The sequence below is a fragment of the Vibrio sp. Hep-1b-8 genome, from assembly GCF_006124995.1.
In the GTDB taxonomy this organism is placed as follows: Bacteria; Pseudomonadota; Gammaproteobacteria; order Enterobacterales; family Vibrionaceae; genus Vibrio.
Genome location: NZ_QEWN01000006.1, coordinates 1 through 24455 on the forward strand (window position 1 = coordinate 1; position 24455 = coordinate 24455).

Here is a 24455-nt window from a genome sequence, read left to right on the forward strand (position 1 = left end):
TCACTACGGTGTGCGTGAATTCGGTATGACGGCTATCATGAACGGTATTGCGCTACACGGTGGTTTCGTGCCATACGGTGCAACATTCCTAATGTTCATGGAATACGCGCGTAACGCAATGCGTATGGCTGCTCTGATGAAAGTTCAGAACATCCAAGTTTACACGCACGACTCTATCGGTCTAGGCGAAGATGGTCCAACTCACCAACCGGTTGAGCAAATGGCTTCTCTACGTCTAACGCCAAACATGAGCACATGGCGTCCATGTGACCAAGTTGAGTCAGCCGTTGCTTGGAAACTGGCAATCGAGCGTAAAGATGGCCCTACATCTCTTATCTTCTCTCGTCAAAACCTTGCACAACAAGAGCGTGACGCTGAACAACTCGCCAACATCGCTAAAGGTGCTTACATCCTGAAAGAGTGTGCAGGTAAGCCAGAGCTTATCCTTATCGCAACAGGTTCTGAAGTAGAGCTAGCGGTAGAAGCAGCAGCACAGCTAACAGCAGAAGGTAAGAATGTTCGCGTTGTTTCTATGCCATCAACCGATGCTTTCGACAAACAAGATGCAGCATACCGCGAAGCAGTACTACCATCAGACGTCACAGCACGTATCGCTATCGAAGCGGGTATTGCGGACTTCTGGTACAAGTATGTTGGTTTCGGTGGCAAGATCATCGGCATGACGACATTTGGTGAATCAGCGCCAGCTGACCAACTGTTCAAGATGTTTGGTTTCACTACTGAAAACGTAGTAAACACAGCAAAAGAATTGCTAGCGTAAGCATACAGTTGCAACAAATAACAAAAACCGAGCCATTGGCTCGGTTTTTTTCTATCACGAATGCTTGTGCCTATTCAAACTCTTTACCCCAGTTGTCTAGCTGCTTGTGACCACACTCTTTACACGTTACGTATCTGTCCATGTCGTAGTAGTGTCCACCATTGATGAAGCTATGAAGGAGAAGTTTGACTTTGCCTAGTAAAGAAGGGTCATTATCGTAACGGCTTGGCTTCCTCACCAAAACTTCGCTATGAGGTGTCTCTTTTGAACATTGTTGGCAAAAGTGTTTCGCTGGGTAACCAGACATAATCATTTCCTTTGGTTGATGAAAGTTGAAGAAAAACAGCCAATAGGAATAATTTATCCATCTCCATGATATAAAATGCTGAGATATAATGCCATGTGAATATGTGGAAAAGTTCGCTCCATATCACTAACTTAATGCGCTTTTGATAGCTATCGGTTACTATTTGTGACACGAAAATCATGTAAGGCGAAGGAATCATGCTTAGAGTTGCGATCAATGGATTTGGACGTATCGGTCGTAATGTACTGCGAGCAGTATATGAAAGTGGCAAAAGCCAGCAGATTAAAGTCGTCGCTGTGAATGAGTTGGCACAACCTGATGCTATGGCACACCTACTGCAGTACGATACAAGTCATGGTCGTTTTGGCAAAAAAGTAACCAATGACCAAGAGCATATCTATATTCACCATGAAAGTGGCGAGTTTGACTCTATTCGTATCCTTCATCTAAGTGAGATTGAGCTATTACCTTGGCGTGATTTAGAGGTTGATCTGGTTTTAGACTGTACCGGTGTGTTTGGTTCTCAAGCTGACGGTCAAGAGCATTTAAAAGCAGGGGCGAAGAAAGTTCTTTTCTCTCATCCTGGTGCTAATGATCTCGACAATACCATTATTTATGGGGTGAACCACCAAACTCTCAAAGCTGACGACAAGATAGTGTCGAATGGCTCTTGTACCACAAACTGTATTGTGCCGATTATCAAAGCGCTCGATGATGCATTTGAGATAGAATCCGGAACCATCACCACCATTCATTCCTCAATGAACGATCAGCAAGTTATCGATGCTTACCACTCGGATCTGCGTCGCACGCGTGCTGCAAGTCAATCGATCATTCCAGTGGACACTAAGTTGCATAAAGGAATTGAAAGAATATTCCCGAAATTTTCTAACAAATTCGAGGCAATTTCAGTACGAGTACCGACAGTTAACGTTACTGCAATGGATTTAAGTGTCACAATTAATACAAATGTGAAAGTTAATGACGTAAATCAAACCATTGTTAACGCATCTCAGTGTACATTACAGGGCATTGTTGACTATACTGAAGCGCCGCTCGTTTCTATCGACTTTAATCATGATCCCCATAGCGCGATTGTCGATGGTACACAGACTCGAGTTAGTAACGGCCATCTAGTTAAGATGCTTGTTTGGTGTGACAACGAATGGGGCTTTGCGAATCGTATGCTGGATACTGCGCTCGCAATGCAAGCCGCTCCCCGTCATATTTGACGCTGCAACGCCAACTATCTAGGGGATAAATGTAGTTTGCGGCAAGGAGAAATATTTATTTTTACCCTTGAAATAAATATGAAGTATCTCCATATCAAAACCAGTTTGAAGAATTATTGAGCTTGGCAGGGTTGCCGGGTGACTGAAAAACTTTACTTATTTAATATTTGAGAGGACACATCATGTCTGTAATCAAGATGACTGACCTGGATCTAGCAGGTAAACGTGTATTTATCCGTGCGGACCTAAACGTACCAGTAAAAGAAGGCAAAGTGACTTCTGATGCACGTATCCTAGCATCTCTACCAACTATCAAGCACTGTCTAGAAGCAGGCGCTAAAGTTATGGTTACTTCTCACTTAGGTCGTCCAACTGAAGGTGAATACGCAGAAGAGTTCTCTCTACAACCTGTAGTTAACTACCTAAACGACGCTCTAGATTGCGAAGTTAAACTAGCAAAAGATTACCTTGATGGCCTAGAGCTAAACACTGGTGAGCTTGTTGTTCTTGAAAACGTTCGTTTTAACAAAGGCGAGAAGAAGAACGAAGAAGAGCTATCTAAGAAATACGCTGCACTTTGTGACATCTTCGTAATGGACGCATTTGGTACTGCTCACCGTGCTCAAGCTTCTACACACGGTGTAGGTATGAACGCTCCAGTAGCATGTGCTGGTCCTCTTTTAGCTGCTGAACTTGAAGCTCTAGGTAAAGCAATGGACAACCCAGAGCGTCCACTTGTTGCTATCGTTGGTGGTTCTAAAGTTTCTACTAAACTAACCGTTCTTGAATCTCTATCTAAAGTTGCTGACCAACTTGTTGTTGGTGGTGGTATTGCAAACACATTTATTGCAGCAGCTGGCTACAATGTTGGTAAGTCTCTATACGAAGCTGACCTAGTTGAAACGGCTCAAAAACTAATGAAAGAGTGTTCTATTCCAGTTGCAACTGATGTTGCATGTGCGAAAGCATTTGATGAAAACGCAGAAGCTGAAATCAAGCACGTATCTGAAGTTTCTGATGACGACATGATTTTCGACCTTGGTCCTGATTCAACAGCTGCTCTAGCTGAAATCATCGCTAACGCAAAAACGATTCTATGGAATGGTCCTGTAGGCGTATTCGAGTTCAAGAACTTCGAAGCGGGTACTAAAGGTATCTCTGAAGCAATCGCTCAGTCTGCAGGTTTCTCTGTAGCAGGTGGTGGTGACACGCTAGCAGCTATCGACAAGTTCGGTATCAAGGCTGACGTTTCTTACATCTCTACCGGCGGCGGCGCATTCCTTGAATTCGTTGAAGGTAAAGTACTACCAGCTGTAGCGATGCTTGAAGAGCGTGCTAAGTAATTAAGTGAAAGCGGGGGAGTTAATCTCCCGCTTTCTTGTTTGCTGCACATCACACTTCTTTGCTAGAATAGCGCGAGTTGTGAGCAAACGTTTGCAAGAATTTAAACTTAACAAGTTTTATTTTTAAAACGACAGATAAATAGGATTAAATCCATGTCTAAGATCTTCGATTTCGTAAAACCAGGTGTAATCTCTGGCGATGACGTACAGAAAGTTTTTGAAGTTGCAAAAGAAAACAACTTCGCTCTACCAGCAGTAAACGTTGTTGGTACTGACTCTGTAAACGCAGTACTAGAAGCGGCAGCTAAAGTGAAAGCTCCAGTTGTTGTTCAGTTCTCTAACGGCGGTGCAGCTTTCTTCGCTGGTAAAGGCGTTAAACTTGAAGGTCAAGGTGCTCAAATCCTTGGTGCTGTAGCTGGCGCGAAATACGTACACGCTGTAGCTGAAGCTTACGGTGTGCCAGTGATTCTACACACTGACCACGCTGCTAAGAAACTTCTTCCATGGATTGACGGTCTACTAGACGCTGGTGAAGAGTACTTCGCTCAAACTGGTAAGCCTCTATTCTCTTCTCACATGCTAGACCTTTCTGAAGAGTCTCTAGAAGAGAACATCGAAACATGTGCTAAGTACCTAGAGCGCATGGCTAAAATGGGTATGACAATCGAGATCGAACTTGGTTGTACTGGTGGTGAAGAAGACGGTGTTGATAACTCTCACATGGACGCTTCTGAGCTTTACACTTCACCAGAAGACGTTGCTTACGCGTACGAGAAACTAAGCGCAGTTAGCCACCGTTTCACTATCGCAGCATCTTTCGGTAACGTACACGGCGTATACAAGCCAGGTAACGTTGTTCTAACTCCAACTATCCTACGTGATTCTCAAGCATACTGTGCAGAGAAGTTCGGTATTGCACCAAACGCTCTAAACTTCGTATTCCACGGTGGTTCTGGTTCTACTGAAGCTGAGATCCAAGAATCTATCGGCTACGGTGTTATCAAAATGAACATCGATACTGATACACAGTGGGCAACTTGGGATGGCATCCGTAAGTATGAAGCTGAAAACCGTGAATACCTACAAGGTCAAATCGGTAACCCAACTGGCGAAGATGCACCAAACAAGAAGTACTACGATCCACGCGTATGGCTACGTGCAGGTCAGGCTTCAATGGTCGCTCGTCTAGAAAAAGCTTTTGCTGACCTAAACGCAGTAGACGTACTATAATTCGTCTAACAAGCTTATGTTGAAAAAGCCGCTCAATGAGCGGCTTTTTTATTTATGCATAACTTCAAAGCATAAGTAGGGTTGTCTCAATAAAAATTCTGGCGAAAGTTGATCTCTTTGCGTAACCTTGTAAAGGCTTGTCAGATTTTTCTGGTAAGCCTTTGTTTTCGCTCTCTTTGCAAAAACTTGACTTTTTACATAGTCAAAAGTGATATCGTGCCGAAAAACTGACATTGCTTCAGCAAATGTATTAGAGATGTCATTGTTGATTAATAATCTATAGCAGTTTGGTTCATAGAATCATAAATTTTTTGAGGATACATATATGGCAGGTGAATCAGCGGGGATCGAAACTCCCCTAGTTGATGGTTTAAGCCAAGCAGAAAAGTGGCTAACAAGTAATTCTGATTTATTGGTTCAGTACGGTGTGAATATCATTTCAGCGGTTCTGATCCTGTTTATCGGTAATATCATCGTTAAAGCAGTAGCGAACAGCGTTTCTAAAGTATTAGAAAAGAAAGATATGGACAAAGCGGTTGTTGAGTTTGTCCACGGTTTAGTTCGTTACCTGCTATTTGTTATTGTACTTATTGCAGCGTTAGGCCGAGTTGGTGTTCAAACCGCATCTGTCGTTGCTGTTATCGGTGCTGCCGGTCTTGCTGTTGGTCTTGCTCTACAAGGTTCACTGTCTAACTTTGCGGCAGGTGTACTTATCGTTGCATTCCGTCCATTTAAGTCTGGTGACTATGTGGAAATTGGTGGTGTTGCGGGTAGCGTAGAAGCGATTCAGATCTTCCAAACAGTGTTAAAAACGCCTGACAACAAAATGGTCGTTGTTCCTAACTCTGGCGTTATCGGTAGCCCAATTACCAACTATTCACGCCATGAGACACGTCGTGTGGATTTGGTTATCGGTGTTTCTTACAAATCAGATCTTAAACAAACTAAGCAAGTGATCCGTGATGTACTAGAGAAAGACACACGTATTCTTAAAGATCCTGATATCCAGATCGGTGTTCTGGCACTTGCTGATTCTTCAGTGAACTTTGTGGTTCGTCCATGGTGTAAAACTGCGGATTACTGGGACGTGTACTTCGATTCTACTCAGGCAATCAAGGAAGCGTTGGATGAAGCGGGTATTGAAATCCCATTCCCACAAATGGATGTTCACTTGAACAAAGTAGACGCTTAATCGAGTCATCAAAAAATCAACAGAAAGCGAGGCAGTAGCCTCGCTTTTTTATGCCTTCATAGGTTTGATGTGGTGAGTTCGAAGATGGGGTTGTTTAGTTCTGCGAGTATTTTATGCAGTGATGAGCTAGAGAAGCCAATTGTAAACTCAGGGTCTGCGGGGGTGTATAGGATCTCTTCTGTTTGATATAAGCCTGTGTCTACGATAATCGGGATCTCTTCGGGGATACCAAATGGACACACCGCACCTGGCACACAACCTAATTGTTGAGTCATCTCTTGGTCACTGCATATTGATGGACGTTTACCAAGTAGTGACTTGATTGCTTTAGTATCAAGCCTTTGATCTTTGTGAGTAAGATACAGAGCAAAACCGCTTCCTTTCAGTTTCAGAAACAGGCTTTTACTGTGCGTACCTGTCCAACCCAGTCTTTCAGCCACAATGAGGTCGGTGGCAAAGTATAGGATAGGTTCATGTTGCCATTGGCGATACTCAATCTCTAAGCCTTTAAGTAGCGAAATGTTGAACTGATAGATCTGATCCAGCTTGTTCATGGTGGCTTCCTAATTCCTTAAATAGTTAAATGCTTGAAAAGCATCACTGCAATAGTAAACATCATTAGCGCTACCCCGATATCAATTGCTTTTCTGACTTTGAGTTGCGACAAGGTTGGAGCGAGCTTTGCTGCGCCTAACGAAAGCGAGTAGAACCAGACAAAGGAAGCCAAAATCGTTCCGGCAGCAAATGCCAGCCTGTCATGACCTTCGAACTGTCCGCCGATCGAACCTAAAATAACCACAGTATCTAAATAGAGATGCGGATTAAGTACCGTAACGGCTAGGGCGCCGATTATGACTGCTTTTCTACCTCTCGATCTGATACGGCCAGGATTAACACTCTCGTCAGCAACCCCAGAAAATGCACTTCTAAGCGAAATAATACCATAGACGGTTAAGAATATAATGCCGCCAATGGTAACCATTGTGAGTAAGGTCGTATTGCTGGCAAGTAGCGCACCGCCACCGAAGATTCCCAGTGAAATAAACAGTGCATCGAGCAAGCTACATATGGTTGCTGTCGTGAGGTGGTGATGGCGCTTTATTCCTTGATTAAGAACATAAGCATTTTGAGCGCCTATCGGAATGATCATACTTGCGCCCAAGCCAAACCCTTGTAATACCAGCCAGAAATTCACCGTTTTTACTCCTTCGTTCCTATGATGGTGAGAGTGAATAAAATAGGAGAGATAGAGATATAAGTGAAATTAATGATTTTAATGAATGATAAGTTTTGCTAATTTTTATGGGTTTAGATACCTAAATATAAGGATTCACATGCGTGGCTTAGATTATAAATGGATTGAAGCTCTTGAAGCTGTGGTCAACCAAGGAAGTTTCGAACGCGCCGCGCAGCAGCTATGTATTTCTCAATCGGCTGTTTCGCAAAGGGTTAAGCAACTGGAAAAGTTTCTCGCCAAGTCGGTGCTGATTCGAGAGCAACCACCGAGGCTGACGACGGCGGGTAAAAAACTGATGGGTCTTTATCACAGAGTACAGTTGCTTGAGAGTGAGGTGCTTCCAGAGCTGACGAACCAAGAGAGTTTACGTCCTGTTCAGATCTTTATTGCCACTAACGCAGACAGCTTAGCAACTTGGTTGTTACCAGCCCTCACTCCGATCATGACGACACGCCATGTCGAGTTTGACTTAGCCGTTCATGGTGAGGATCGAACGCTGGACAAACTAAAGAAAGGCGAGGTGACAGGCGCGATTAGCTGGGAGTCTGAACCTATATCTGGCTGCTATGCCGAGTATTTAGGGCGTATGGACTATGTCTGCGTAGCTAACCCGGAGTTTGCTCAGCGCTACTTCGCCAATGGGGTGACGCGGGAGGCGTTAAAACGCGCACCTGCGGTTGCATTTGACCAATATGATGAAATGCATCAGATGTTTTTGAAGCAGCACTTCAACCTCTCTCCGGAGGTGATTACTCATCATCGAGTCGCCAGTTCAGAAGCGTTTGTCAAATTGGCACTGCTTGGTTCTGCCTACTGTTTGATACCGCGCTTACAGATTAGTCAAGAGCTGGAGCAGGGGACTCTGGTTGATCTCATGCCGGGTTTCTTACTCAGCTTTAAGATTTATTGGCACCATTGGCAGTTAGAGACCGGATTGTTGAAGGAGATCACCCAGGCGATCGTGGAGTACAGTCGCCAAGAATTGCCTAAATAGTGCTGGGTTAATTCTTTGTCAGAACAGCGTACAACGCTTGGTCAAAATGCGTTCGTTACCTATGATGTATGCAGTTAAGTCCACATGGTAATTAAGTATGAAAGCTGTTTCTTATGTTATTGCATCATTGTCCGTCGCCATGCTGAGCTTTGGTGCAGCAGCCAATTCCCCTGACTTCCCACATCTTGAAACAACCGGATATGGCGAAGTGATTGCGACGCCAGACATGGCTCAGTTTTCAGTTAAGGTTGTTGAATCAACCATGACCGCGGAACAAGCTAAGCAGTCAGTAGACAAAGTCGTGTCAGATTTCCTGAGCGCATTAGCTAAGGAAGGGGTGGAGAGCCAAAACATCACCAGCTCAAACCTCTACATTACGCCTCAATACCACTATCCTAAAAAAGGTAAACCAGAATTGGTTGGCTACCGTGCGTCGCGCAGCATTACCGTTACTGTTGATCAACTGGCGGATCTTAATCGATATCTGGATCTTGCTTTGAACTCTGGTATTAATCAGGTCGATAATATTCAGCTTCAGGTGAAGGATCAGGAGCAGTACCAGCAGAAAGCGCGCTTAGCAGCGATCAAAGATGCCAATAGCAAAGCGGAATCCCTGGCAGAAGGTTTTGGTAAGGATCTGAATGGTGTCTGGCAAATTAACTATAACATGTCTGGACAACAACCAATCCTGATGAGATCGATGGCGATGGATGCCAAAGTAGAATCGAACAGTTATCAAGACTCACGAATCGTGATTCGCGATCGCGTTGATGTTATCTACAAGCTGGATTAATAACTCACAACGCTGGATTTAGAGCAGCGTGTTTTGAATATTAAAAAAGAGGGCCGAGGCCCTCTTTTTTGTCTGTAGCGCTTCTATTATAGAACGTGTACAGAAGCAGTGTTAGTTGTGCCTGAAGCTACTAGAGCACCAGAAACCATCACAACGATATCACCTTTGTTACCTAGTCCTGATTCTAGAGCAAGCTCTTTACCCGCTACGTAGAATGCGTCAGTGCTATCGATTGAATCAACAACAACTGGAGTAACACCTTTAGTTAGAACTAGCTGAGCAGCTGTCTTAGTGTTAGTTGTTAGAGCTAGGATGTTTGCAGTTGGGAAGTACTTACGTACTGAACGTGCAGACTTACCACCTTCAGTTGCAACAACGATTAGTGGTGCAGCTAGTTTTTCAGCTGTATCTACAGCACCTTTACATACCGCTTCAGTGATACGTAGACGTGGGCTGTCTAGACGAGAACCTAGCTCAGCTTTTAGAGCTGAATCAGTGCGGTTCGCGATTTGAGCCATGATAGTTACCGCTTCAACTGGGTACTTACCTTTCGCTGTTTCACCAGAAAGCATTACTGCATCTGTGCCGTCCATAACTGCGTTAGCTACGTCGCCAGCTTCTGCACGAGTAGGACGTGGGTTGTTGATCATTGAATCAAGCATTTGAGTCGCAGTGATAACCATCTTACGAGCACGGTTACACTTCTCGATCATCATCTTCTGAGCGAAGATTACTTCTTCAGCTGGGATTTCAACACCTAGGTCACCACGAGCAACCATGATACCGTCAGAAAGCTCTAGGATCTCGTCGAAGTTATCAACACCTTCTTGGTTTTCGATCTTAGAGATGATGTGGATGTTTTCACCGCCATTTGCAGCGAGTACTTCACGGATCTCTTGAACGTCAGACGCTTTACGGATGAATGATGCAGCAACGAAATCAACGCCTTGCTCACAACCGAATTTCAGGTCGTTTTTATCTTTTTCAGATAGAGCTGGTAGGTTTACAGATACGCCTGGAAGGTTAACACCTTTGTTTTCACCTAGTGCACCGTTGTTAAGAACTTTACACTTAACTTCAGTGTCAGTCGTTGCAACAACTTCCATTTCGATTAGACCGTCGTCTACTAGGATAGTGTTGCCAACATTTAGGTCTGCTGCAAAACCAGCGTAAGTTACTGCTACTTTGTCTTTGTTACCAACAACTGAAGTGTCAGTTGTGAAAGTGAACTCTTGACCAGCTACTAGATCAACGTCGTCGCCGTTTTCTAGTTTGATAGTACGGATTTCAGGACCTTTAGTGTCTAGAAGGATAGCAAGTGGTTTGCCAGTCTCTTCCATTACTTTACGGAAGTTCGCGATACGAGTGCCGTGCTCTTCGTAGTCACCGTGAGAGAAGTTAAGACGCATAACGTTCATGCCTGCATTTACTAGTTCAGTTAGCTTCTCTACAGATTCAGTTTTAGGGCCAATCGTACATACGATTTTGGTCTTTTTCATGGAAGATTCTCTCCGGTCGATAGATTTACAATTTGAAAGTCGGTTATTGGTCTGAAGCAACTACAGGTGTTGAGGCATTTTGTGCCTGCCAACTTATCAACACGGTAGTGGTTTATGTCGGCTCCAGAACTGAAAGTCTTTCACCAAGTTTAGTCATTTTATGACCAACTGGTTGGGATTTTAGGCCGTATTTCTGTGACAACACTAGGATATATTCGTTAGGTTGCAAAAAAATAACGGTCATTTCTGTAATTTATTTTCTTTTCGGGTGCGAATTCTACCACCGAATCATTTCAATATCACTGGTTAAGAATTGTCTTAGGACAAGGTTTTTGCGCTATTTATTAATTTTTTGGATCGAAATAAATGGACTTAAATCTTTCGACTTGACTATAATCTCTTTCACTTCGAAACTTAAAGGCAAAGATTAAATGTCGAAACGAAACACGCAGCTAAGAAGGCATGCGATTTCTAACCTTGTAAATGAAAAAGGAGAAGTCAGTGTCGAAGCTCTATCCATTCAGTTTGAAACATCTGAGGTAACGATCAGAAAGGATCTGGCTTCTTTGGAAAAGAATGGGCAGCTACTTCGTCGCTATGGTGGTGCGATAGCATTACCGAAAGAAGTCGTTAGCGATGAAATGAGTGAAAATGTTTCGGTTCGAAAGAATGAGTTGGCTCAAGCCGCCGCAAAGTTGATTCGAGAGCATAACCGTATTGTCATCGATAGTGGTAGCACTACAGGGGCGTTAATCAAGCAGCTTGATGGGATGAGAGGGCTGATCGTGATGACCAACTCACTCAATGTTGCGAATGCACTTAATGAACTTGAAAGTGAGCCGACTTTGCTAATGACGGGGGGCACTTGGGATGCACATTCAGAGTCGTTTCAGGGGCAGGTGGCAGAATCTGTTCTACGATCATATGACTTTGACCAATTGTTTATTGGAGCGGATGGTGTCGATCTCGAGCGTGGTACAACTACGTTCAATGAGTTGGTTGGCCTGAGTAAAGTTATGGCTGAAGTATCGCGGGAAGTCATTGTTATGGTGGAATCAGAAAAGATTGGTCGCAAGATCCCTAACCTAGAACTGGCTTGGGATGTGATTGACATATTGATTACAAACAAAGACTTAAACCCAGAGTTTAAAGAAAAAATTGAATCTCATGGCGTGAAAGTGGTTTGCGCCTAACCAAAATACCAACTTTATAAAACTTAACTCTCCGAATATGGCCTTTGCTTGCTGCCAATCGGAACAAACACAAGGGAGTTGAACTATGTGTGGAATCGTCGGTGCGGTAGCACAGCGAGATGTTGCAGAAATCTTAGTCGAAGGCTTACGTCGCTTAGAGTACCGTGGCTACGATTCAGCGGGGGTTGCGATTGTTGATAGCAATTCTAATCTGACTCGTCTGCGCCGTTTAGGTAAAGTACAAGAACTTGCTGATGCTGTAGATGCAGCGCAAGTTATTGGTGGTACAGGGATTGCCCATACACGTTGGGCAACTCATGGCGAGCCTTCAGAGATCAATGCACACCCTCATATGTCAGGTGATATTGCCGTTGTGCACAATGGTATTATTGAAAACCATGAAGAGTTACGTGAATTATTGAAATCACGTGGTTACGTATTTGAGTCTCAAACAGATACAGAAGTTATTGCTCATCTAGTCGAATGGGAGCTACGTACCTCGCAATCGTTACTCGAAGCGTTTCAAAAAACGGCTCAGCAGCTGCATGGTGCATACGGTACCGTGGCTTTGGATCGTAAAGATCCTTCTCGTATTGTGGTTGCGCGTTCAGGCAGCCCAATCGTCATTGGTTTTGGTGTAGGCGAAAATTTCCTAGCTTCAGACCAACTGGCACTGCTTAACGTAACTCGTCGCTTTATGTACCTTGAGGAAGGTGACGTAGCTGAAATTACCCGCCGTGAGGTGACTGTGTTTGATGAGAGTGGTGAACGTGTTGAGCGTGAAATCATTGAGTCCAATGCAGAGCATGATGCGGGTGATAAAGGTCAGTATCGTCACTTTATGCAAAAAGAGATCTACGAACAGCCGACCGCTTTAATCAACACCATGGAAGGGCGTATCACTTCAGATTCGGTCGTAACGGAATCTATTGGGGTCAATGCGGCAGAGATCTTAAGCAAAGTCGAGCATATCCAAATTGTAGCCTGTGGTACGTCATACAATGCTGGTATGACTGCTCGTTACTGGTTTGAAGATATTGCTGGCGTAAGCTGCGATGTAGAAATTGCATCAGAGTTCCGTTACCGTAAGTTTGTCACTCGTCCAAACAGCTTGCTGATTACCTTGTCTCAATCTGGTGAAACGGCGGATACCCTTGCTGCTCTTCGCCTAGCAAAAGAGAAAGGTTACATGGCGGCAATGACCATTTGTAACGTAGCGGGTTCATCGCTAGTACGTGAATCAGATTTTGCGTTTATGACTCGCGCAGGGGTAGAAATTGGTGTCGCTTCAACGAAAGCGTTCACTACTCAGCTATCTGCGTTACTTATGCTAGTCACTGCTTTGGGCAAGCAACAAGGCCGTATCACTAAAGAAAAAGAGAAAGAGATCGTAGAAGCATTGCATGCGTTACCAAAACAAATCAACGCAGCGCTTTCCTTTGAAAAAGACATTGAGGAATTGGCGACCGACTTCGCTGACAAGCACCATACTCTGTTCCTTGGCCGAGGTGAGTTCTACCCAATTGCGATGGAAGCCTCTCTAAAACTAAAAGAGATCTCTTATATTCACGCGGAAGCCTACGCGGCGGGTGAATTGAAACATGGTCCTCTTGCGTTGATTGATGCGGATATGCCAGTTGTGGTTGTTGCGCCAAGCAATGAGCTGTTAGAGAAGCTTAAATCGAATATCGAAGAAGTGCGTGCGCGTGGTGGTTTGCTGTACGTCTTTGCTGATGAAGAAGCTGGCTTTGAAGCGGATGAAACGATGAAAATCATCACTATGCCCCATGTCAGCGATATTACAGCGCCTATCTACTACACGATCCCAATGCAGTTGTTGTCGTACTATGTGGCGTTAATCAAAGGTACCGATGTTGACCAACCACGTAATCTTGCCAAAGCGGTAACGGTGGAATAACCGTTTTTCGAACCACAGAAATGGTTGTGTGAGTAGAATAAAGATTCATACTATGTATTAAAGTGTCATACTAAAATGGCAGCGATCAGAGTACGCTGCCATTTCTAAAACGTTTCTGCCCAAAAGCGTGCCAACCTAAGCTCTAGGACACATTTATTTTGTCATTAATTGACCTATTTTAACTAATGATTAATTATGCAATTTCTTAACTAGTAGTTTTAGAAGGCAAGAACATATTTAGCTTTAGTGTGTAAAATACTTTTAAAGAAAGATTTATGATAAAAAATTGGAAGAATATATTTCTTCCTCTTTGTATTATATGATCGTAGATTTAAAGAGCTTATTCATGATGCTACCTATACAACTCTCGACTCAAGAGATACTATAAATATGAAATACATGTTTTCACTTTTAGTAGCGAGTTTAATCACCGCTGCCAGTATTTACCTCTTTTGGAGCTTTAAGCTTTTACCTGATAACATCACGCTAACTAACGGTTATGCCTATGCTGGTATTGCTTCAATCGCATTTGGTGGCCTGATTTTTAATGGTAATAAATCCTCTACTAGTTCATCTGACCAAACTAATAGTTTGAGAGTAACTATCATTTTCATTACTGTTGGCGTATTTAACCTTGCGATCAGTTACTTAATAACGCTTCGATAGATATACTTTGAAAAGATTGCTAAAAAAAGAATCGCAACGATTTGGGGGATGCTCGGTATATATGGTGAACTATCCAAAGAAGGTAATGCATAGTTACCCTCGATCTCAAAATAGAGAACATTAACGACGAGTAGAACTAAATTGTGTATGCAGTGGGTAACAATGGATACTCGCAAGCCAAATTTATAAAATATCCATCCTAAAACGCCACCCATAATGAATGCATGCAAAATGTCTTGATGCAACATACCAAAGCAAAGCGATGAAATAAAAATAGAGATGATTAAGCCAAACCTACTTAGGCACTGCTTTAACAGATATCCACGAAAAATCACTTCTTCTAACACAGGAACAAGAATACAAAATAACAAGGCAGACTCAATTACGCTTAGCCAGTTTATTAACCCCCCATCATTTTTAAACATGGGCTGATAACGGTTGAGCTGATTTAAGATATAGTTTGAATCAATGGTGTAACATAGAGCAGTCGAAAAATAAAACACAGCTATTGAAAGAGGAAAATATAGAGTCGCGACTGTCATCAATTTTTTAAAAGGTGGGGCAGTAGGAACACCATCATTCAAAAGTGGCCCGAATAGTGCCATAGCGAAAGTAACACGGCTTAAATGAACAATAATCACCCAGTAAGATGAAAGAACACTAACGTCAAACTGTCTAAGTATTTCAATAGAGTCATAGAGACTAAAAAACAAGTGCCCTGCGAGGGGCGAGGCACTTGCAGCTATAAAAATAATTAATATAGCAATCTTTAACATGGTACTAACGACCACCTCGTCTATCACTTGAACGTTGATCGCCAGGTGAGTTCATATCACTGCGAGAACGTGAACGTGAACGCGCAGCTCGATCGCCACTTCTATCACGGCGCTCTCGGTAACTTTCGTAATTTCTCTTAGCCTGCGCGTTAGACAGGTCACCATAATTACCTGTCAACCAGCCTCCCCAACCGCCAAGAGAGCGCGATGCTCCTGTTACCTGTGAGAGAGCGCTTTCTGATAATACTTTCATTGATAATTCCTTATCTAGTAAATGACAATAAACAAATGTAAAGCAAGTACTTGCAATAGATCATTAACACTAAGGAAAACAAAAATTCAAGTCAAATCACAAAAGATTAACAATTCTGGACAGCTGATCACTATTAATGCAGTTTATATATTTATTGATTATTTATTGATGAACTTTTCGTATTATATTAGCCATCGGACAATTTTTTTGATCTGAATTGCGTCGATTTGGAGGTATATCAAACCGTGAGAGAAGTAAAGTTTGATCATTTATTGTATGGACCAACAGCCCACATCAACACCAAGTTTTTCATTCTTATTGTTTTAGCAAGCTTAACTAACCCCAATTTCGGAAAATACTTCCCTGTATAGTTTTTCCGAAGTGGCGAAACCAAAAGCAAAACGATCAAACTTTATTGTGATCGACCAATCTTTATTGACTTCTGACAATACTCAGGCGAATTTTTAACCCAAAAGCATATGTAAGGAATGACATTTGTTCAGAAATGAAGCAGTAAGAGCTAAGCAGAATCGTCTTCCTGGCAAAGTAACGTTAACGCAGCCATTCTCTGTTTATTTCATATGTAGCTTAGTTTTTACAATATTTATACTGCTATTAATTTTCTCATTAAACACTCATTACTCACGAAAGGAGACGGTTAAAGGTTACCTGCTTCCGGAGCAAGGTGTAGTAAAAGTTTTCTCAGGAAGAAGTGGGATACTAGAAGAGTTGCTAGTCTCAGAAGGCGACTATGTCAAAGAAGGGCAAGTACTCGCTAAAATTAGAAACAGTCAAAATCTAATCTCTGGTATTGAGCTATCTGCGGCATTACAAGCTGAACTGTCGAGCCAGATAACATCGCTTAAGGAGGAGTTAAAGTTCTCTGATATTGTTTTTGATAAATCAAAACTCAGCATTGACCGAAAAATGAGGGAACTTGGCCACAGCTTAAGTGCGATACAAAAAGCGATGGTAACAAGCAAGCTGCGCCTTAAATTAAAACAAGAGCAATACGACAATAATCTTGCTTTGTATAAAAAAGGCTACCTTTCCATGGCTGCTCTTTCGTCTATACAAGAAGACTATTTGGAAGCTCAGGGTTCGGTAAACAAGTTAGAAACCGAAATGGCTTCAATTTCAGTGGACATCGCGAACTTAGAATCCCAAAGAATTTCGTTACCGGAAGAGCGAGCGCTAAAACGTACCAGTATCCAAAGACAACTCTCTGTCCTTAAAGCTGATATTGTTCGGCTAAACAATGAGTACGAATTTATTAAAAAGGCGCCTGAGTCTGGCATTGTTACGGCTATACAGCCTTCTATTGGCAGTCAAGTTGACTCAGACAGCCCTATTCTAAGTATCATCCCAAAAAACTCACCACTAATCTTAGAGCTCCTTTTACCATCCAGATCTGCTGGTTTTATTCAGGTTGGAGATCAAGTAAAAATCAGATTTGATGCCTTCCCATATCAAAAATTTGGTCTAGTAGAAGGTAAAATTAGCAATATTGATAAAGCACTTATTTTGCCCAGTGATAAGAAGCTGCCGATCAACATAACCGAAGCGATGTATCGAGTCAGAGCAAGCATCAACCAACAAGAAATCCTCGCATATGGTAAATCATTCCCTTTAAAAGTTGGGATGATAGCTGAGGCTGATGTTGTTCTTGATAACCGCTCACTTCTCGAGTGGTTACTCGACCCCGTTTATGCCATTAAAGGAAAGATATAATTTATGGATACTACGAAAAGCGGTAATGCTGCTAATCCTTTGGACTTATTGACATTTAACGGAGCCAAAAGAGTTCCTCTTATCCTTCAATCTGAGGCATCAGAATGTGGTCTTGCCTGCCTAGCGATGGTCTCATCTTTTTATGGTCAAAAGGTAAACCTTTCATCACTACGTAAACATGTGGTCGTTGGTTCTCAAGGAATGAACTTAAAACAATTAATGTCGGTTTCGGGTGCCATCAATCTATCATCAAGAGCATTGCAGTGTGATCTAGAAGAAATAAAGCTTCTGAAATTGCCGTGTATTCTCCACTGGAATCTTGATCATTTCGTTGTGTTAACGGGTGTGAGTAAAAAATGGTTATCAATAAATGATCCGGAGCGAGGAAAAAGGAAAATTTCGTTACAAGAGTTTAGTGAATGCTTCACAGGAATAGCGTTAGAGTTAACGCCAGCGAGTAAATTCAAAAAACAAGATACTAGAGTGGTGATGAAAATAAGTCAGCTCTGGAGCAAAATGACCGGACTAAAGAGCTCCCTTATCTCCCTCTTTTTTGTGTCAATCGTCATACAGGCCTCTCAGCTGATATCACCATATTATCTGCAATGGGTGATTGATAACGTACTACTTAGTAACGATAAACCCCTATTACAAGTAATGGCGCTCGGTTTTGGACTCTTAGCCCTTATTCAAGTGGTAGTTAAGTGTGTAAGAAGCTGGCTTATTATTAGGTTAAATTGCGCAATCAACATCCAGATGGGAGCGAACTTGTTTCATCATCTAGTCAGACTCCCATTAGACTATTTTGAAAAAAGGCATATAGGAGATGTCGTTTCTCGGTTTGGTTCACTAAATACAATTCGTGAGTTTCTTACGCAAGGAATCATTGAGTCATTAATTGATGGGTTAATGGCGATTGTTGTGCTCGTTATGATGTATGTGTATAGCCCAAGTCTTACTTTTCTGGTGATAGGTTTTGTTTTTTTATCGTTTGTCATTCAAATGGCTTTTTACTATCCGAACAGACGAGTTACAGAAGAGTCTATCGTCGCGGGCGCAAAGGAAGATTCTATATTTTTGGAGACCATAAGAGGCATCCAAACGATAAAGCTATTTAGTCACGAAACAGCAAGGCAAAACACATGGCTTAATCGATATGCCGAGGTCATAAATACGGATATTCGCTTGGGTAAGTTAAGCATTGCGGAAGAAAGTCTTGAAAATTCACTTAACAGCTTAGAGCTAATATTAGTCATTTATTTTGGGGCGTTGATAGTGATGGAAGAACAACTATCCGTAGGAATGTTGATAGCATTTCTGGCATATAGAAGCCAATTTACTTCCAGTATTTTTTCCCTAATTGATAAATTAATAACATTTAAGTTAATAGGTTTACATCTAGAGCGATTATCAGACATCACTTTCGAGGAAACCGAAAATGATGATGGTTCAGTCATTCTTCCTCATTCTGTCCAAGGTTATATAAAAGTGAGTAACTTATGGTTTCGATATTCTGACAATACAGACTGGATACTGAAGGATATTTCATTTGAGATTGCGCCTGGTGAGAGCGTCGCTATCGTCGGCCCTTCAGGTTGTGGCAAAACAACATTACTCAAGCTTATCCTTGGACTGTTAAAGCCAAATAGTGGCAGCATTTATATAGATAATGTAAATATCAATGAGGTGTCAGTTACAAGCTACAGAGGTATACTGGGTAGTGTAATGCAAAATGACAGTTTGTTTTCAGGAACCTTAACCGAAAACATCACAATGTTTGATGTGGATAATTTTCAAGAAGAAAAAATGGTTAGATGTTGTAAGACTGCCTGTATTTGGGACGAAATAAATCAATTACCTATGGGATTTCATACTCAGGTTGGAGATATGGGAAGCAGCTTCTCGGGCGGCCAATTGCAGCGAATTTTCTTAGCCAGGGCTCTCTATAAGGAACCAAAAGTTTTATGCCTGGATGAGTCTACAAGCCATTTAGACTCAGACAATGAGAAAACGATAAACGTAAATATAAACCAACTCAAAATAACCAAGATTGTGATAGCTCACCGTAAAGAGACGATCAGATCAGCTAACAGAGTCATAAATTTAAATCCTAATTCTATGACTCAAGCTGAAGAGTACTTTAATCAACCAACGAACAGTGATACAGGGTAGCGGTGCTAATGCCTTCTTCTTTTGATAGTTGACTCACTGACATTGAGTACGGAGGCAGTAGCTTCTTTAATATCGCTTCTTTTCTTTCTGTTGGAATACGAGACACTATTCACTCTTTACGCCCCAAACTGGTTCAATTTTAACAGTGACATCTATCCTGCCAGAGGGGGGATCTCTGCCAGTATCAAATGATCTATTTTAGCGCTGGTTATCTAGCAAAACGAATTTTAGGCGGAGATCTTGCTGAGTCTGCGCTTGCTGGGCACAAAGTGGCTGGTACTGTTATTCAACATCGTGGTGCGATTATTCCAAGCCAAGCGATGCCAATTATTTAAGGAACCTGAAATGAAAGATCTTAACCAACAACTTGCAGAAATTAAAGTCGTCCCTGTCATCGCAATCAAAGATGCTGGCAAAGCGGTTAAACTGGCACAGGTACTCATTGAGAATGGTCTTCCGTGTGCAGAAGTCACTTTCCGTACAGAAGATGCGGTATTGGCGATCAAAAACATGCGTGAAGCTTATCCAGAGATGCTAATTGGTGCGGGAACCGTGTTAACAAGTGCGCAAGTCGATGATGCGATTGATGCGGGTGTCGACTTTATTGTTAGCCCAGGTTTCAACCCAACGACGGTAAGATACTGTCAACAGCGCAACGTAATGATTGTCCCTGGCGTTAACAACCCAAGCTTGGTTGAACTGGCGATGGAAATGGGTTTACGCACCCTGAAGTTTTTCCCTGCGGAGCCTTCAGGAGGTGTCGCTATGCTTAAAGCGCTATCTGCTGTCTACCCAGTGAAATTTATGCCTACAGGTGGTGTTAGCCCAAATAATGTAAAAGACTACCTATCGATATCGTCTGTTTTAGCTTGTGGCGGTACTTGGATGGTTCCTGGTGATCTCATTGATAACGAGCAGTGGGATGATTTGGCGAAACTGGTACGTGAGGTGGCAGGTATTATTGCTTAGCACTCATCGATTAACTTTCATTTAACGCCTGCGATGACGCAGGCGTTTTTGTATCTAACGTTGCTGTTTATTACAAATCACTATTTTACGAGCTTACAAATCGATAGGAGACCGCTTTCGATGGCATGAGCTGAGATAGGAAAAGCCTAATGGGCGTTAGAATGGGCTCTCTTTACCGAGTTCATTGCAGATTGCAACAATCGCCAAAGAAAGCCCTGATTTAATAATCTGTTGCTGGCGTTGAAGCTGAAGCTGGTAAAACTCTAAATCGATATCGCCATCTGGCTCTGAAACCTCTAATTGAACCATTCCCATAGTTTGAACCAAATTGAGTTTTTTTATCGGCGCTAGGATGGTTGGATCAGTAAAATCGTAGTCGGTGGCATCGCTATTGAGCGTATTTTTGATTTTGATAATGTCTTCAATGTCGTGGTAGACGTTATCGGGAAGTACACCTAGACCATAGAGTAGTTTTAAACGTACCGACAGATTACCTAGTGGGCCGGAATCATGCAGTAAGGGACCAACAACAGATTGCACCGCAAAGTTATCTTTTTGGAAGATTCTCTGTATTAGCGCGTCAATTGACTCGTCAAATACATCTACGGCAGCAATGAAAAAGCCACGCACCGAAGGGGCGCTATTGAGTCGCTCTATTATTTCAGTTTCACTAATTTTCTCTGCCATATACTGAACTAATTACTTTGTTGTAAAGGGGAGGTTTAACTCCCCCTAGTTTATTGTCGTTATAGTGTCTCGAAGATCGCTTTGATCTTAGTGACTTCTTTACTGTGTTCTTTTAAGCCAGTGTAGAGAGCCAGCGTTTTACTAACGCCTAACTCTTTTAGGCTCTTTTGCAACTCAACGGCCTGCGGATCATCGCTGTTATGGTATTTAAGTGCAGCTGCAATTCCTTTTAAAAGCGTTTTATTTTCAGTGCCATACTCGATTGTACCCAGTAATGGCTTCACTAATCTATCGTTTGCCCCTAATTTACGAAGAGGTTGTCTTCCAACGCGATCCACTTCATCGACTAAATAAGGGTTAGCAAAGCGGCTGAGGATCTTTTCTATGTATGCGTTGTGCATGTCTGGGGCAAAACCATAACGACGAATGAGGACTTCACCACTCTCACGCATTGCTTGTTTAACATCGGCGTAAATTTTGGGATCTTCTATCGCTTCGCGGATTGTGCGATGACCTTTAAGGCAGCCTAAGTAGGCGGTGACGCAATGACCTGTATTGAGCGTAAATAATTTTCGTTCTACAAACGCCATTAGGTTATCGGTTTTCTCCATGCCTGAAATATCAGGAATTTCTCCTTTGAACTGCTGCTCATCGACGATCCATTCACTGAAACTTTCCACCGTCACTTCGAGTGGGTCGTCATTCGCTGCTTCCGCTGGTGGAACAATGCGATCGACAGCCGAGTCTACAAATCCGACTAGCTCATCAGCCTTCGAATGAAGCGATGCATCGAGATGCTTGTATACCTGGCCTTTTAAGTGAGTCGTACCTCGGATCATGTTTTCACATGCGATGATGTTGAGTGGCTTGTCGTTATTAACGGCAAAACGTTTAGTAATACCTGCCGCAATGGTTTTGGCAATGATGTCTAGTACATTTGGCCCAACCGCCGTTGTCACCAAGTCGGTTTTAACAATACGCTCAATCACCTCTTCACTCGCCGAGTTCACTGCGGTGACATGAGTTACTGTGTCAATTTTGCACTCTGTACCAACAACTTTGACTTTATATTCTTGCTTATGACTAAGTTGATCTACCAAAGGGACGTCAACGTCAGCAAAAGTGACTTCTACGTCTGCATCTGCCAGCAATTTACCAATGAAGCCACGACCAATGTTACCTGCACCAAAATGGACTGCGTTTTTCATAATACTTACCTACCAAAATCTAAAATTTGACGAAAACGAATCTAGGTTGAGGTCAACCGCATAGGGGGTGACAGCCGACCTCAGTTTGCTCAGGAGCAAAATATAAGAAGCAATTAGGCTGCTTGTTGACCGCCAAGGATGGTGAGAATTTCTTCTATGTCCTTAGTGCTTGTCAGTTTTTCAATTGCTTCAGGCTCATCGAGCGCGTTTGTGATGGTGGTAATGACTTGAATGTGTTCGTCGTTTTTGGCTGCAATGCCGATAACAAGTTTGGCGATATCTTCGTCGTCTTCTGTAAATTGGATACCTGCGGGGTATTGGCAGATAACGATGCCTGTTTTCTTCACGCGGTCTTTTGCTTCAACCGTACCGTGTGGTACTGCAATTGACTCACCAAGATAAGTGGATACAAGCGCTTCACGCTCAAACATCGCGTCAACGTATTCGGGTTCTGCGTAACCCAGTTCCACGAGTTTGTTTCCCGCAAAACGAATTGCTTCCTCTTTGCTGTTCGCTTGTAAACCTAAATGAATGTTTTTACGTTCAATCTGGAATACTGATGGCTGTTGTGGTTCATAGTTATCATCGTTAGCAGCAAGTACAGAGACTTTGATAAGTTTGTCATCGTTCGCTGCCGATTGTTTCTGTGCTGCAAGCAGCTTCATGACTAGCTGGTTGTACATTTCGCTGTCTAGAAAGTTAGTCAATGAAATGTGTTGTGCATTTGGTGCGTGTTTACGAGCTCGATCGGTCAAATCTTTGTGAGTAATCACGATATCGGCACTCTCTGTTAAGCTGTTGATAGCAAGATTGGTAACGCTGATGTTGAGACCCGCGGATTGAACTTTTTTACGCAACATACTTGCCCCCATCGCGCTGGAGCCCATACCTGCGTCACATGCCACTACGATGCTTTTTACATCGGCAAGTTCTGTATTGCCTTTGCTTTGGCTGTGTGCAGCACCATTTGATTTAGATGCCGCTTTCATATCTTTCATCTGTGATGTTGCTTTTTCTAGCGCTGCCTCATCACCGTCTTCCTCTGTTGATGTTTGTGTCTTCATTAGCACGGCTGCCACAGCAAATGATACGCCAGTTGCAGCGGCAATTGAGGCCAGTACGCCAACAATGGAAGCTTTTTGTGTCATCAGTAAAATCGCGAAGATAGAACCAGGAGAAGCCGGAGACACAATTCCTGCATTGAACATCACAAGAACGAAGACACCTGTCATACCACCTGCAATTGCTGCAAGAATTAAGCGTGGATTCATTAGAATGTACGGGAAGTAGATCTCATGAATACCGCCAAAGAAATGGATAATCGAAGCACCACCGGCTGTTTGTCGTGCGGTTCCTTTACCAAACACCATGTACGCAAGCAGAATTCCTAAACCAGGACCTGGGTTAGCTTCGATCAGGAAGAAAATAGATTGTCCTGCTTCTGAGGCTTGCTGGATCCCCAGTGGTGAGAAGATACCGTGGTTAATGGCGTTGTTAAGGAATAAGATCTTCGCGGGTTCAACAAAAATGGAGGTCAAAGGTAGAAGGTGTGCTGACACCAAGAAGTTTACGCCAGCCGCTAGGCCACCGGATAGAACTTTGACAAACGGACCAATAAATAGATAAGCAAGAATGGCGCAAATCATGCCGATGATGCCCGCTGAGAAGTTGTTTACCAACATCTCAAAACCACTTTTCACTTTACCGTCAATGTAGTTGTCGAATTTTTTGATTGCCCAGCCACCGAGTGGACCAACCATCATAGCGCCCATGAACATTGGGATGTCTGTGCCGACAATCACACCCATAGTGGTGATTGCACCGACAACAGCTCCTCGTTCTCCACCAATTAACTTACCGCCGGTATAGCCGATCAGTAATGGCAGGAGATAGGTAATCATAGGCCCAACCATGGATGCTAGTGTCTCATTTGGCAGCCAGCCTGTTGGGATAAATAGTGCGGTAATAAAGCCCCACGCGATAAACGCGCCAATGTTAGGCATTACCATATTAGACAGAAAACGACCAAAATTTTGTATCTTGATCTTCGCATCTGGTGATATCATAGGAGTTCCCCGTTTGATGTTCTGATGAATATTGTAGTAGTACGGTTCGCCAAAACCGCTTGATTGCTTAGTACCTAATCAATTTACCACACAACTTTCTTTTAGAACTGACAACGGGTTTTTTGTGATGTCTCTCTCTAAATTCGCCTATATCAAACCTTTTTTTAGTGACCTATTACCCTTTCTGACAATGTAATTTTGCTACAAA

General features: G+C 42.7%; 22 protein-coding genes and 1 pseudogene. 14 read left to right on the forward strand and 9 right to left on the reverse strand.

Annotated elements, in window-relative coordinates; all coding sequences use genetic code 11:
- The coding region (locus DA100_RS02340) for a transketolase family protein (RefSeq protein WP_276608329.1) at nucleotides 1–781 on the forward strand (781 nt) is incomplete at its 5' end.
- A gap of 70 nt (nucleotides 782–851) precedes the next feature.
- On the opposite strand, the gene DA100_RS02345 is transcribed toward DA100_RS02340, so the two are convergent.
- A complete protein-coding gene (locus DA100_RS02345; protein ID WP_138970696.1) occupies nucleotides 852–1088 on the reverse strand; it encodes a hypothetical protein in 237 nt (78 codons plus the stop codon).
- 197 nt (nucleotides 1089–1285) lie between these two features.
- On the opposite strand from DA100_RS02345, the gene epd reads away from it, so the two are divergent.
- The 4 genes from epd (at nucleotide 1286) to mscS (ending at nucleotide 6085) form a co-directional block, all read left to right on the forward strand.
- Nucleotides 1286–2320, forward strand: a complete 1035-nt coding sequence (gene epd / locus DA100_RS02350) for an erythrose-4-phosphate dehydrogenase (protein ID WP_138970697.1) — start codon at nucleotides 1286–1288, stop codon at nucleotides 2318–2320.
- Between the two features lie 182 nt (nucleotides 2321–2502).
- A complete protein-coding gene (locus tag DA100_RS02355) occupies nucleotides 2503–3663 on the forward strand; it encodes a phosphoglycerate kinase (protein WP_138970698.1) in 1161 nt (386 codons plus the stop codon).
- A 153-nt stretch (nucleotides 3664–3816) separates the two neighbouring features.
- Nucleotides 3817–4893, forward strand: coding sequence for a class II fructose-bisphosphate aldolase (fbaA, locus tag DA100_RS02360; protein ID WP_138970699.1), 1077 nt, complete (start codon nucleotides 3817–3819; stop codon nucleotides 4891–4893).
- Between the two features lie 325 nt (nucleotides 4894–5218).
- Complete coding sequence (gene mscS / locus DA100_RS02365) at nucleotides 5219–6085, forward strand: small-conductance mechanosensitive channel MscS (protein WP_138970700.1); 867 nt, start codon at nucleotides 5219–5221, stop codon at nucleotides 6083–6085.
- A 56-nt stretch (nucleotides 6086–6141) separates the two neighbouring features.
- Here mscS and DA100_RS02370 read toward each other — a convergent pair whose 3' ends face one another.
- Together DA100_RS02370 and DA100_RS02375 are read right to left on the reverse strand one after the other, a co-directional pair.
- Nucleotides 6142–6639: a YbaK/EbsC family protein gene (locus DA100_RS02370; RefSeq protein WP_138970701.1), complete on the reverse strand. Its 498-nt coding sequence runs from the start codon at nucleotides 6637–6639 to the stop codon at nucleotides 6142–6144.
- A gap of 17 nt (nucleotides 6640–6656) precedes the next feature.
- A complete protein-coding gene (locus tag DA100_RS02375; RefSeq protein WP_138970702.1) occupies nucleotides 6657–7280 on the reverse strand; it encodes a LysE/ArgO family amino acid transporter in 624 nt (207 codons plus the stop codon).
- Nucleotides 7281–7419: 139 nt separating this feature from the next.
- Between DA100_RS02375 and DA100_RS02380 the strand changes: the two genes are divergently transcribed.
- Together DA100_RS02380 and DA100_RS02385 are read left to right on the forward strand one after the other, a co-directional pair.
- Nucleotides 7420–8316, forward strand: a complete 897-nt coding sequence (locus DA100_RS02380) for a LysR family transcriptional regulator ArgP (RefSeq protein ID WP_006879852.1) — start codon at nucleotides 7420–7422, stop codon at nucleotides 8314–8316.
- 97 nt (nucleotides 8317–8413) lie between these two features.
- Nucleotides 8414–9109, forward strand: coding sequence for an oxidative stress defense protein (locus DA100_RS02385; protein WP_138970703.1), 696 nt, complete (start codon nucleotides 8414–8416; stop codon nucleotides 9107–9109).
- An 86-nt stretch (nucleotides 9110–9195) separates the two neighbouring features.
- Here DA100_RS02385 and pykF read toward each other — a convergent pair whose 3' ends face one another.
- Nucleotides 9196–10608 (reverse strand): pyruvate kinase PykF, encoded by a 1413-nt coding sequence (gene pykF, locus DA100_RS02390; RefSeq protein WP_138970704.1) that lies wholly within the window; start codon nucleotides 10606–10608, stop codon nucleotides 9196–9198.
- A gap of 431 nt (nucleotides 10609–11039) precedes the next feature.
- Between pykF and DA100_RS02395 the strand changes: the two genes are divergently transcribed.
- The 3 genes from DA100_RS02395 (at nucleotide 11040) to DA100_RS02405 (ending at nucleotide 14385) form a co-directional block, all read left to right on the forward strand.
- The gene (locus DA100_RS02395; RefSeq protein WP_138970705.1) at nucleotides 11040–11801 is read left to right on the forward strand and encodes a DeoR/GlpR family DNA-binding transcription regulator; all 762 of its coding nucleotides are present in this window, start codon (nucleotides 11040–11042) and stop codon (nucleotides 11799–11801) included.
- Between the two features lie 85 nt (nucleotides 11802–11886).
- Nucleotides 11887–13719 (forward strand): glutamine--fructose-6-phosphate transaminase (isomerizing), encoded by a 1833-nt coding sequence (gene glmS, locus DA100_RS02400; RefSeq protein ID WP_138970706.1) that lies wholly within the window; start codon nucleotides 11887–11889, stop codon nucleotides 13717–13719.
- 390 nt (nucleotides 13720–14109) lie between these two features.
- On the forward strand, nucleotides 14110–14385 hold the full coding sequence (locus DA100_RS02405; protein ID WP_138970707.1) for a hypothetical protein: 276 nt from the start codon (nucleotides 14110–14112) through the stop codon (nucleotides 14383–14385).
- Here DA100_RS02405 and DA100_RS02410 read toward each other — a convergent pair.
- Both DA100_RS02410 and DA100_RS02415 read right to left on the reverse strand, forming a co-directional pair.
- Complete coding sequence (locus tag DA100_RS02410) at nucleotides 14364–15161, reverse strand: CPBP family intramembrane glutamic endopeptidase (protein WP_138970708.1); 798 nt, start codon at nucleotides 15159–15161, stop codon at nucleotides 14364–14366. The genes DA100_RS02405 and DA100_RS02410 overlap by 22 nt on opposite strands.
- Before the next feature lie 4 nt (nucleotides 15162–15165).
- Complete coding sequence (locus tag DA100_RS02415; protein ID WP_138970709.1) at nucleotides 15166–15414, reverse strand: hypothetical protein; 249 nt, start codon at nucleotides 15412–15414, stop codon at nucleotides 15166–15168.
- Nucleotides 15415–15909: 495 nt separating this feature from the next.
- On the opposite strand from DA100_RS02415, the gene DA100_RS02420 reads away from it, so the two are divergent.
- The 4 genes and pseudogenes from DA100_RS02420 (at nucleotide 15910) to DA100_RS02435 (ending at nucleotide 20286) form a co-directional block, all read left to right on the forward strand.
- Complete coding sequence (locus DA100_RS02420; RefSeq protein ID WP_138970710.1) at nucleotides 15910–17145, forward strand: HlyD family efflux transporter periplasmic adaptor subunit; 1236 nt, start codon at nucleotides 15910–15912, stop codon at nucleotides 17143–17145.
- Between the two features lie 3 nt (nucleotides 17146–17148).
- Nucleotides 17149–19317, forward strand: a complete 2169-nt coding sequence (locus DA100_RS02425; protein ID WP_138970711.1) for a peptidase domain-containing ABC transporter — start codon at nucleotides 17149–17151, stop codon at nucleotides 19315–19317.
- A gap of 197 nt (nucleotides 19318–19514) precedes the next feature.
- Nucleotides 19515–19652: pseudogene (locus DA100_RS02430) on the forward strand (sugar kinase); the annotation flags it as partial.
- 10 nt (nucleotides 19653–19662) lie between these two features.
- Nucleotides 19663–20286, forward strand: coding sequence for a bifunctional 4-hydroxy-2-oxoglutarate aldolase/2-dehydro-3-deoxy-phosphogluconate aldolase (locus DA100_RS02435; protein ID WP_138970712.1), 624 nt, complete (start codon nucleotides 19663–19665; stop codon nucleotides 20284–20286).
- A gap of 156 nt (nucleotides 20287–20442) precedes the next feature.
- On the opposite strand, the gene DA100_RS02440 is transcribed toward DA100_RS02435, so the two are convergent.
- From DA100_RS02440 to DA100_RS02450, 3 genes are all read right to left on the reverse strand, one after another.
- Nucleotides 20443–20973, reverse strand: coding sequence for an MltR family transcriptional regulator (locus tag DA100_RS02440; RefSeq protein ID WP_138970713.1), 531 nt, complete (start codon nucleotides 20971–20973; stop codon nucleotides 20443–20445).
- Nucleotides 20974–21032: 59 nt separating this feature from the next.
- Nucleotides 21033–22181: a mannitol-1-phosphate 5-dehydrogenase gene (locus DA100_RS02445; RefSeq protein ID WP_138970714.1), complete on the reverse strand. Its 1149-nt coding sequence runs from the start codon at nucleotides 22179–22181 to the stop codon at nucleotides 21033–21035.
- Between the two features lie 113 nt (nucleotides 22182–22294).
- Complete coding sequence (locus tag DA100_RS02450) at nucleotides 22295–24247, reverse strand: PTS mannitol transporter subunit IICBA (protein ID WP_138970715.1); 1953 nt, start codon at nucleotides 24245–24247, stop codon at nucleotides 22295–22297.
- Between the last annotated feature and the right edge of the window lie 208 nt (nucleotides 24248–24455).

Bases quoted from the DNA above. Each gene is read 5' to 3' on its own strand.
- DA100_RS02345 (WP_138970696.1), bottom strand. From the start codon at position 1,088: ATGTCTGGTTACCCAGCGAAACACTTTTGCCAACAATGTTCAAAAGAG.
- epd (WP_138970697.1), top strand. From the start codon at position 1,286: ATGCTTAGAGTTGCGATCAATGGATTTGGACGTATCGGTCGTAATGTA.
- DA100_RS02355 (WP_138970698.1), top strand. From the start codon at position 2,503: ATGTCTGTAATCAAGATGACTGACCTGGATCTAGCAGGTAAACGTGTA.
- fbaA (WP_138970699.1), top strand. From the start codon at position 3,817: ATGTCTAAGATCTTCGATTTCGTAAAACCAGGTGTAATCTCTGGCGAT.
- mscS (WP_138970700.1), top strand. From the start codon at position 5,219: ATGGCAGGTGAATCAGCGGGGATCGAAACTCCCCTAGTTGATGGTTTA.
- DA100_RS02370 (WP_138970701.1), bottom strand. From the start codon at position 6,639: ATGAACAAGCTGGATCAGATCTATCAGTTCAACATTTCGCTACTTAAA.
- DA100_RS02380 (WP_006879852.1), top strand. From the start codon at position 7,420: ATGCGTGGCTTAGATTATAAATGGATTGAAGCTCTTGAAGCTGTGGTC.
- DA100_RS02385 (WP_138970703.1), top strand. From the start codon at position 8,414: ATGAAAGCTGTTTCTTATGTTATTGCATCATTGTCCGTCGCCATGCTG.
- pykF (WP_138970704.1), bottom strand. From the start codon at position 10,608: ATGAAAAAGACCAAAATCGTATGTACGATTGGCCCTAAAACTGAATCT.
- DA100_RS02395 (WP_138970705.1), top strand. From the start codon at position 11,040: ATGTCGAAACGAAACACGCAGCTAAGAAGGCATGCGATTTCTAACCTT.
- glmS (WP_138970706.1), top strand. From the start codon at position 11,887: ATGTGTGGAATCGTCGGTGCGGTAGCACAGCGAGATGTTGCAGAAATC.
- DA100_RS02405 (WP_138970707.1), top strand. From the start codon at position 14,110: ATGAAATACATGTTTTCACTTTTAGTAGCGAGTTTAATCACCGCTGCC.
- DA100_RS02410 (WP_138970708.1), bottom strand. From the start codon at position 15,161: ATGTTAAAGATTGCTATATTAATTATTTTTATAGCTGCAAGTGCCTCG.
- DA100_RS02415 (WP_138970709.1), bottom strand. From the start codon at position 15,414: ATGAAAGTATTATCAGAAAGCGCTCTCTCACAGGTAACAGGAGCATCG.
- DA100_RS02425 (WP_138970711.1), top strand. From the start codon at position 17,149: ATGGATACTACGAAAAGCGGTAATGCTGCTAATCCTTTGGACTTATTG.
- DA100_RS02435 (WP_138970712.1), top strand. From the start codon at position 19,663: ATGAAAGATCTTAACCAACAACTTGCAGAAATTAAAGTCGTCCCTGTC.
- DA100_RS02440 (WP_138970713.1), bottom strand. From the start codon at position 20,973: ATGGCAGAGAAAATTAGTGAAACTGAAATAATAGAGCGACTCAATAGC.
- DA100_RS02445 (WP_138970714.1), bottom strand. From the start codon at position 22,181: ATGAAAAACGCAGTCCATTTTGGTGCAGGTAACATTGGTCGTGGCTTC.
- DA100_RS02450 (WP_138970715.1), bottom strand. From the start codon at position 24,247: ATGATATCACCAGATGCGAAGATCAAGATACAAAATTTTGGTCGTTTT.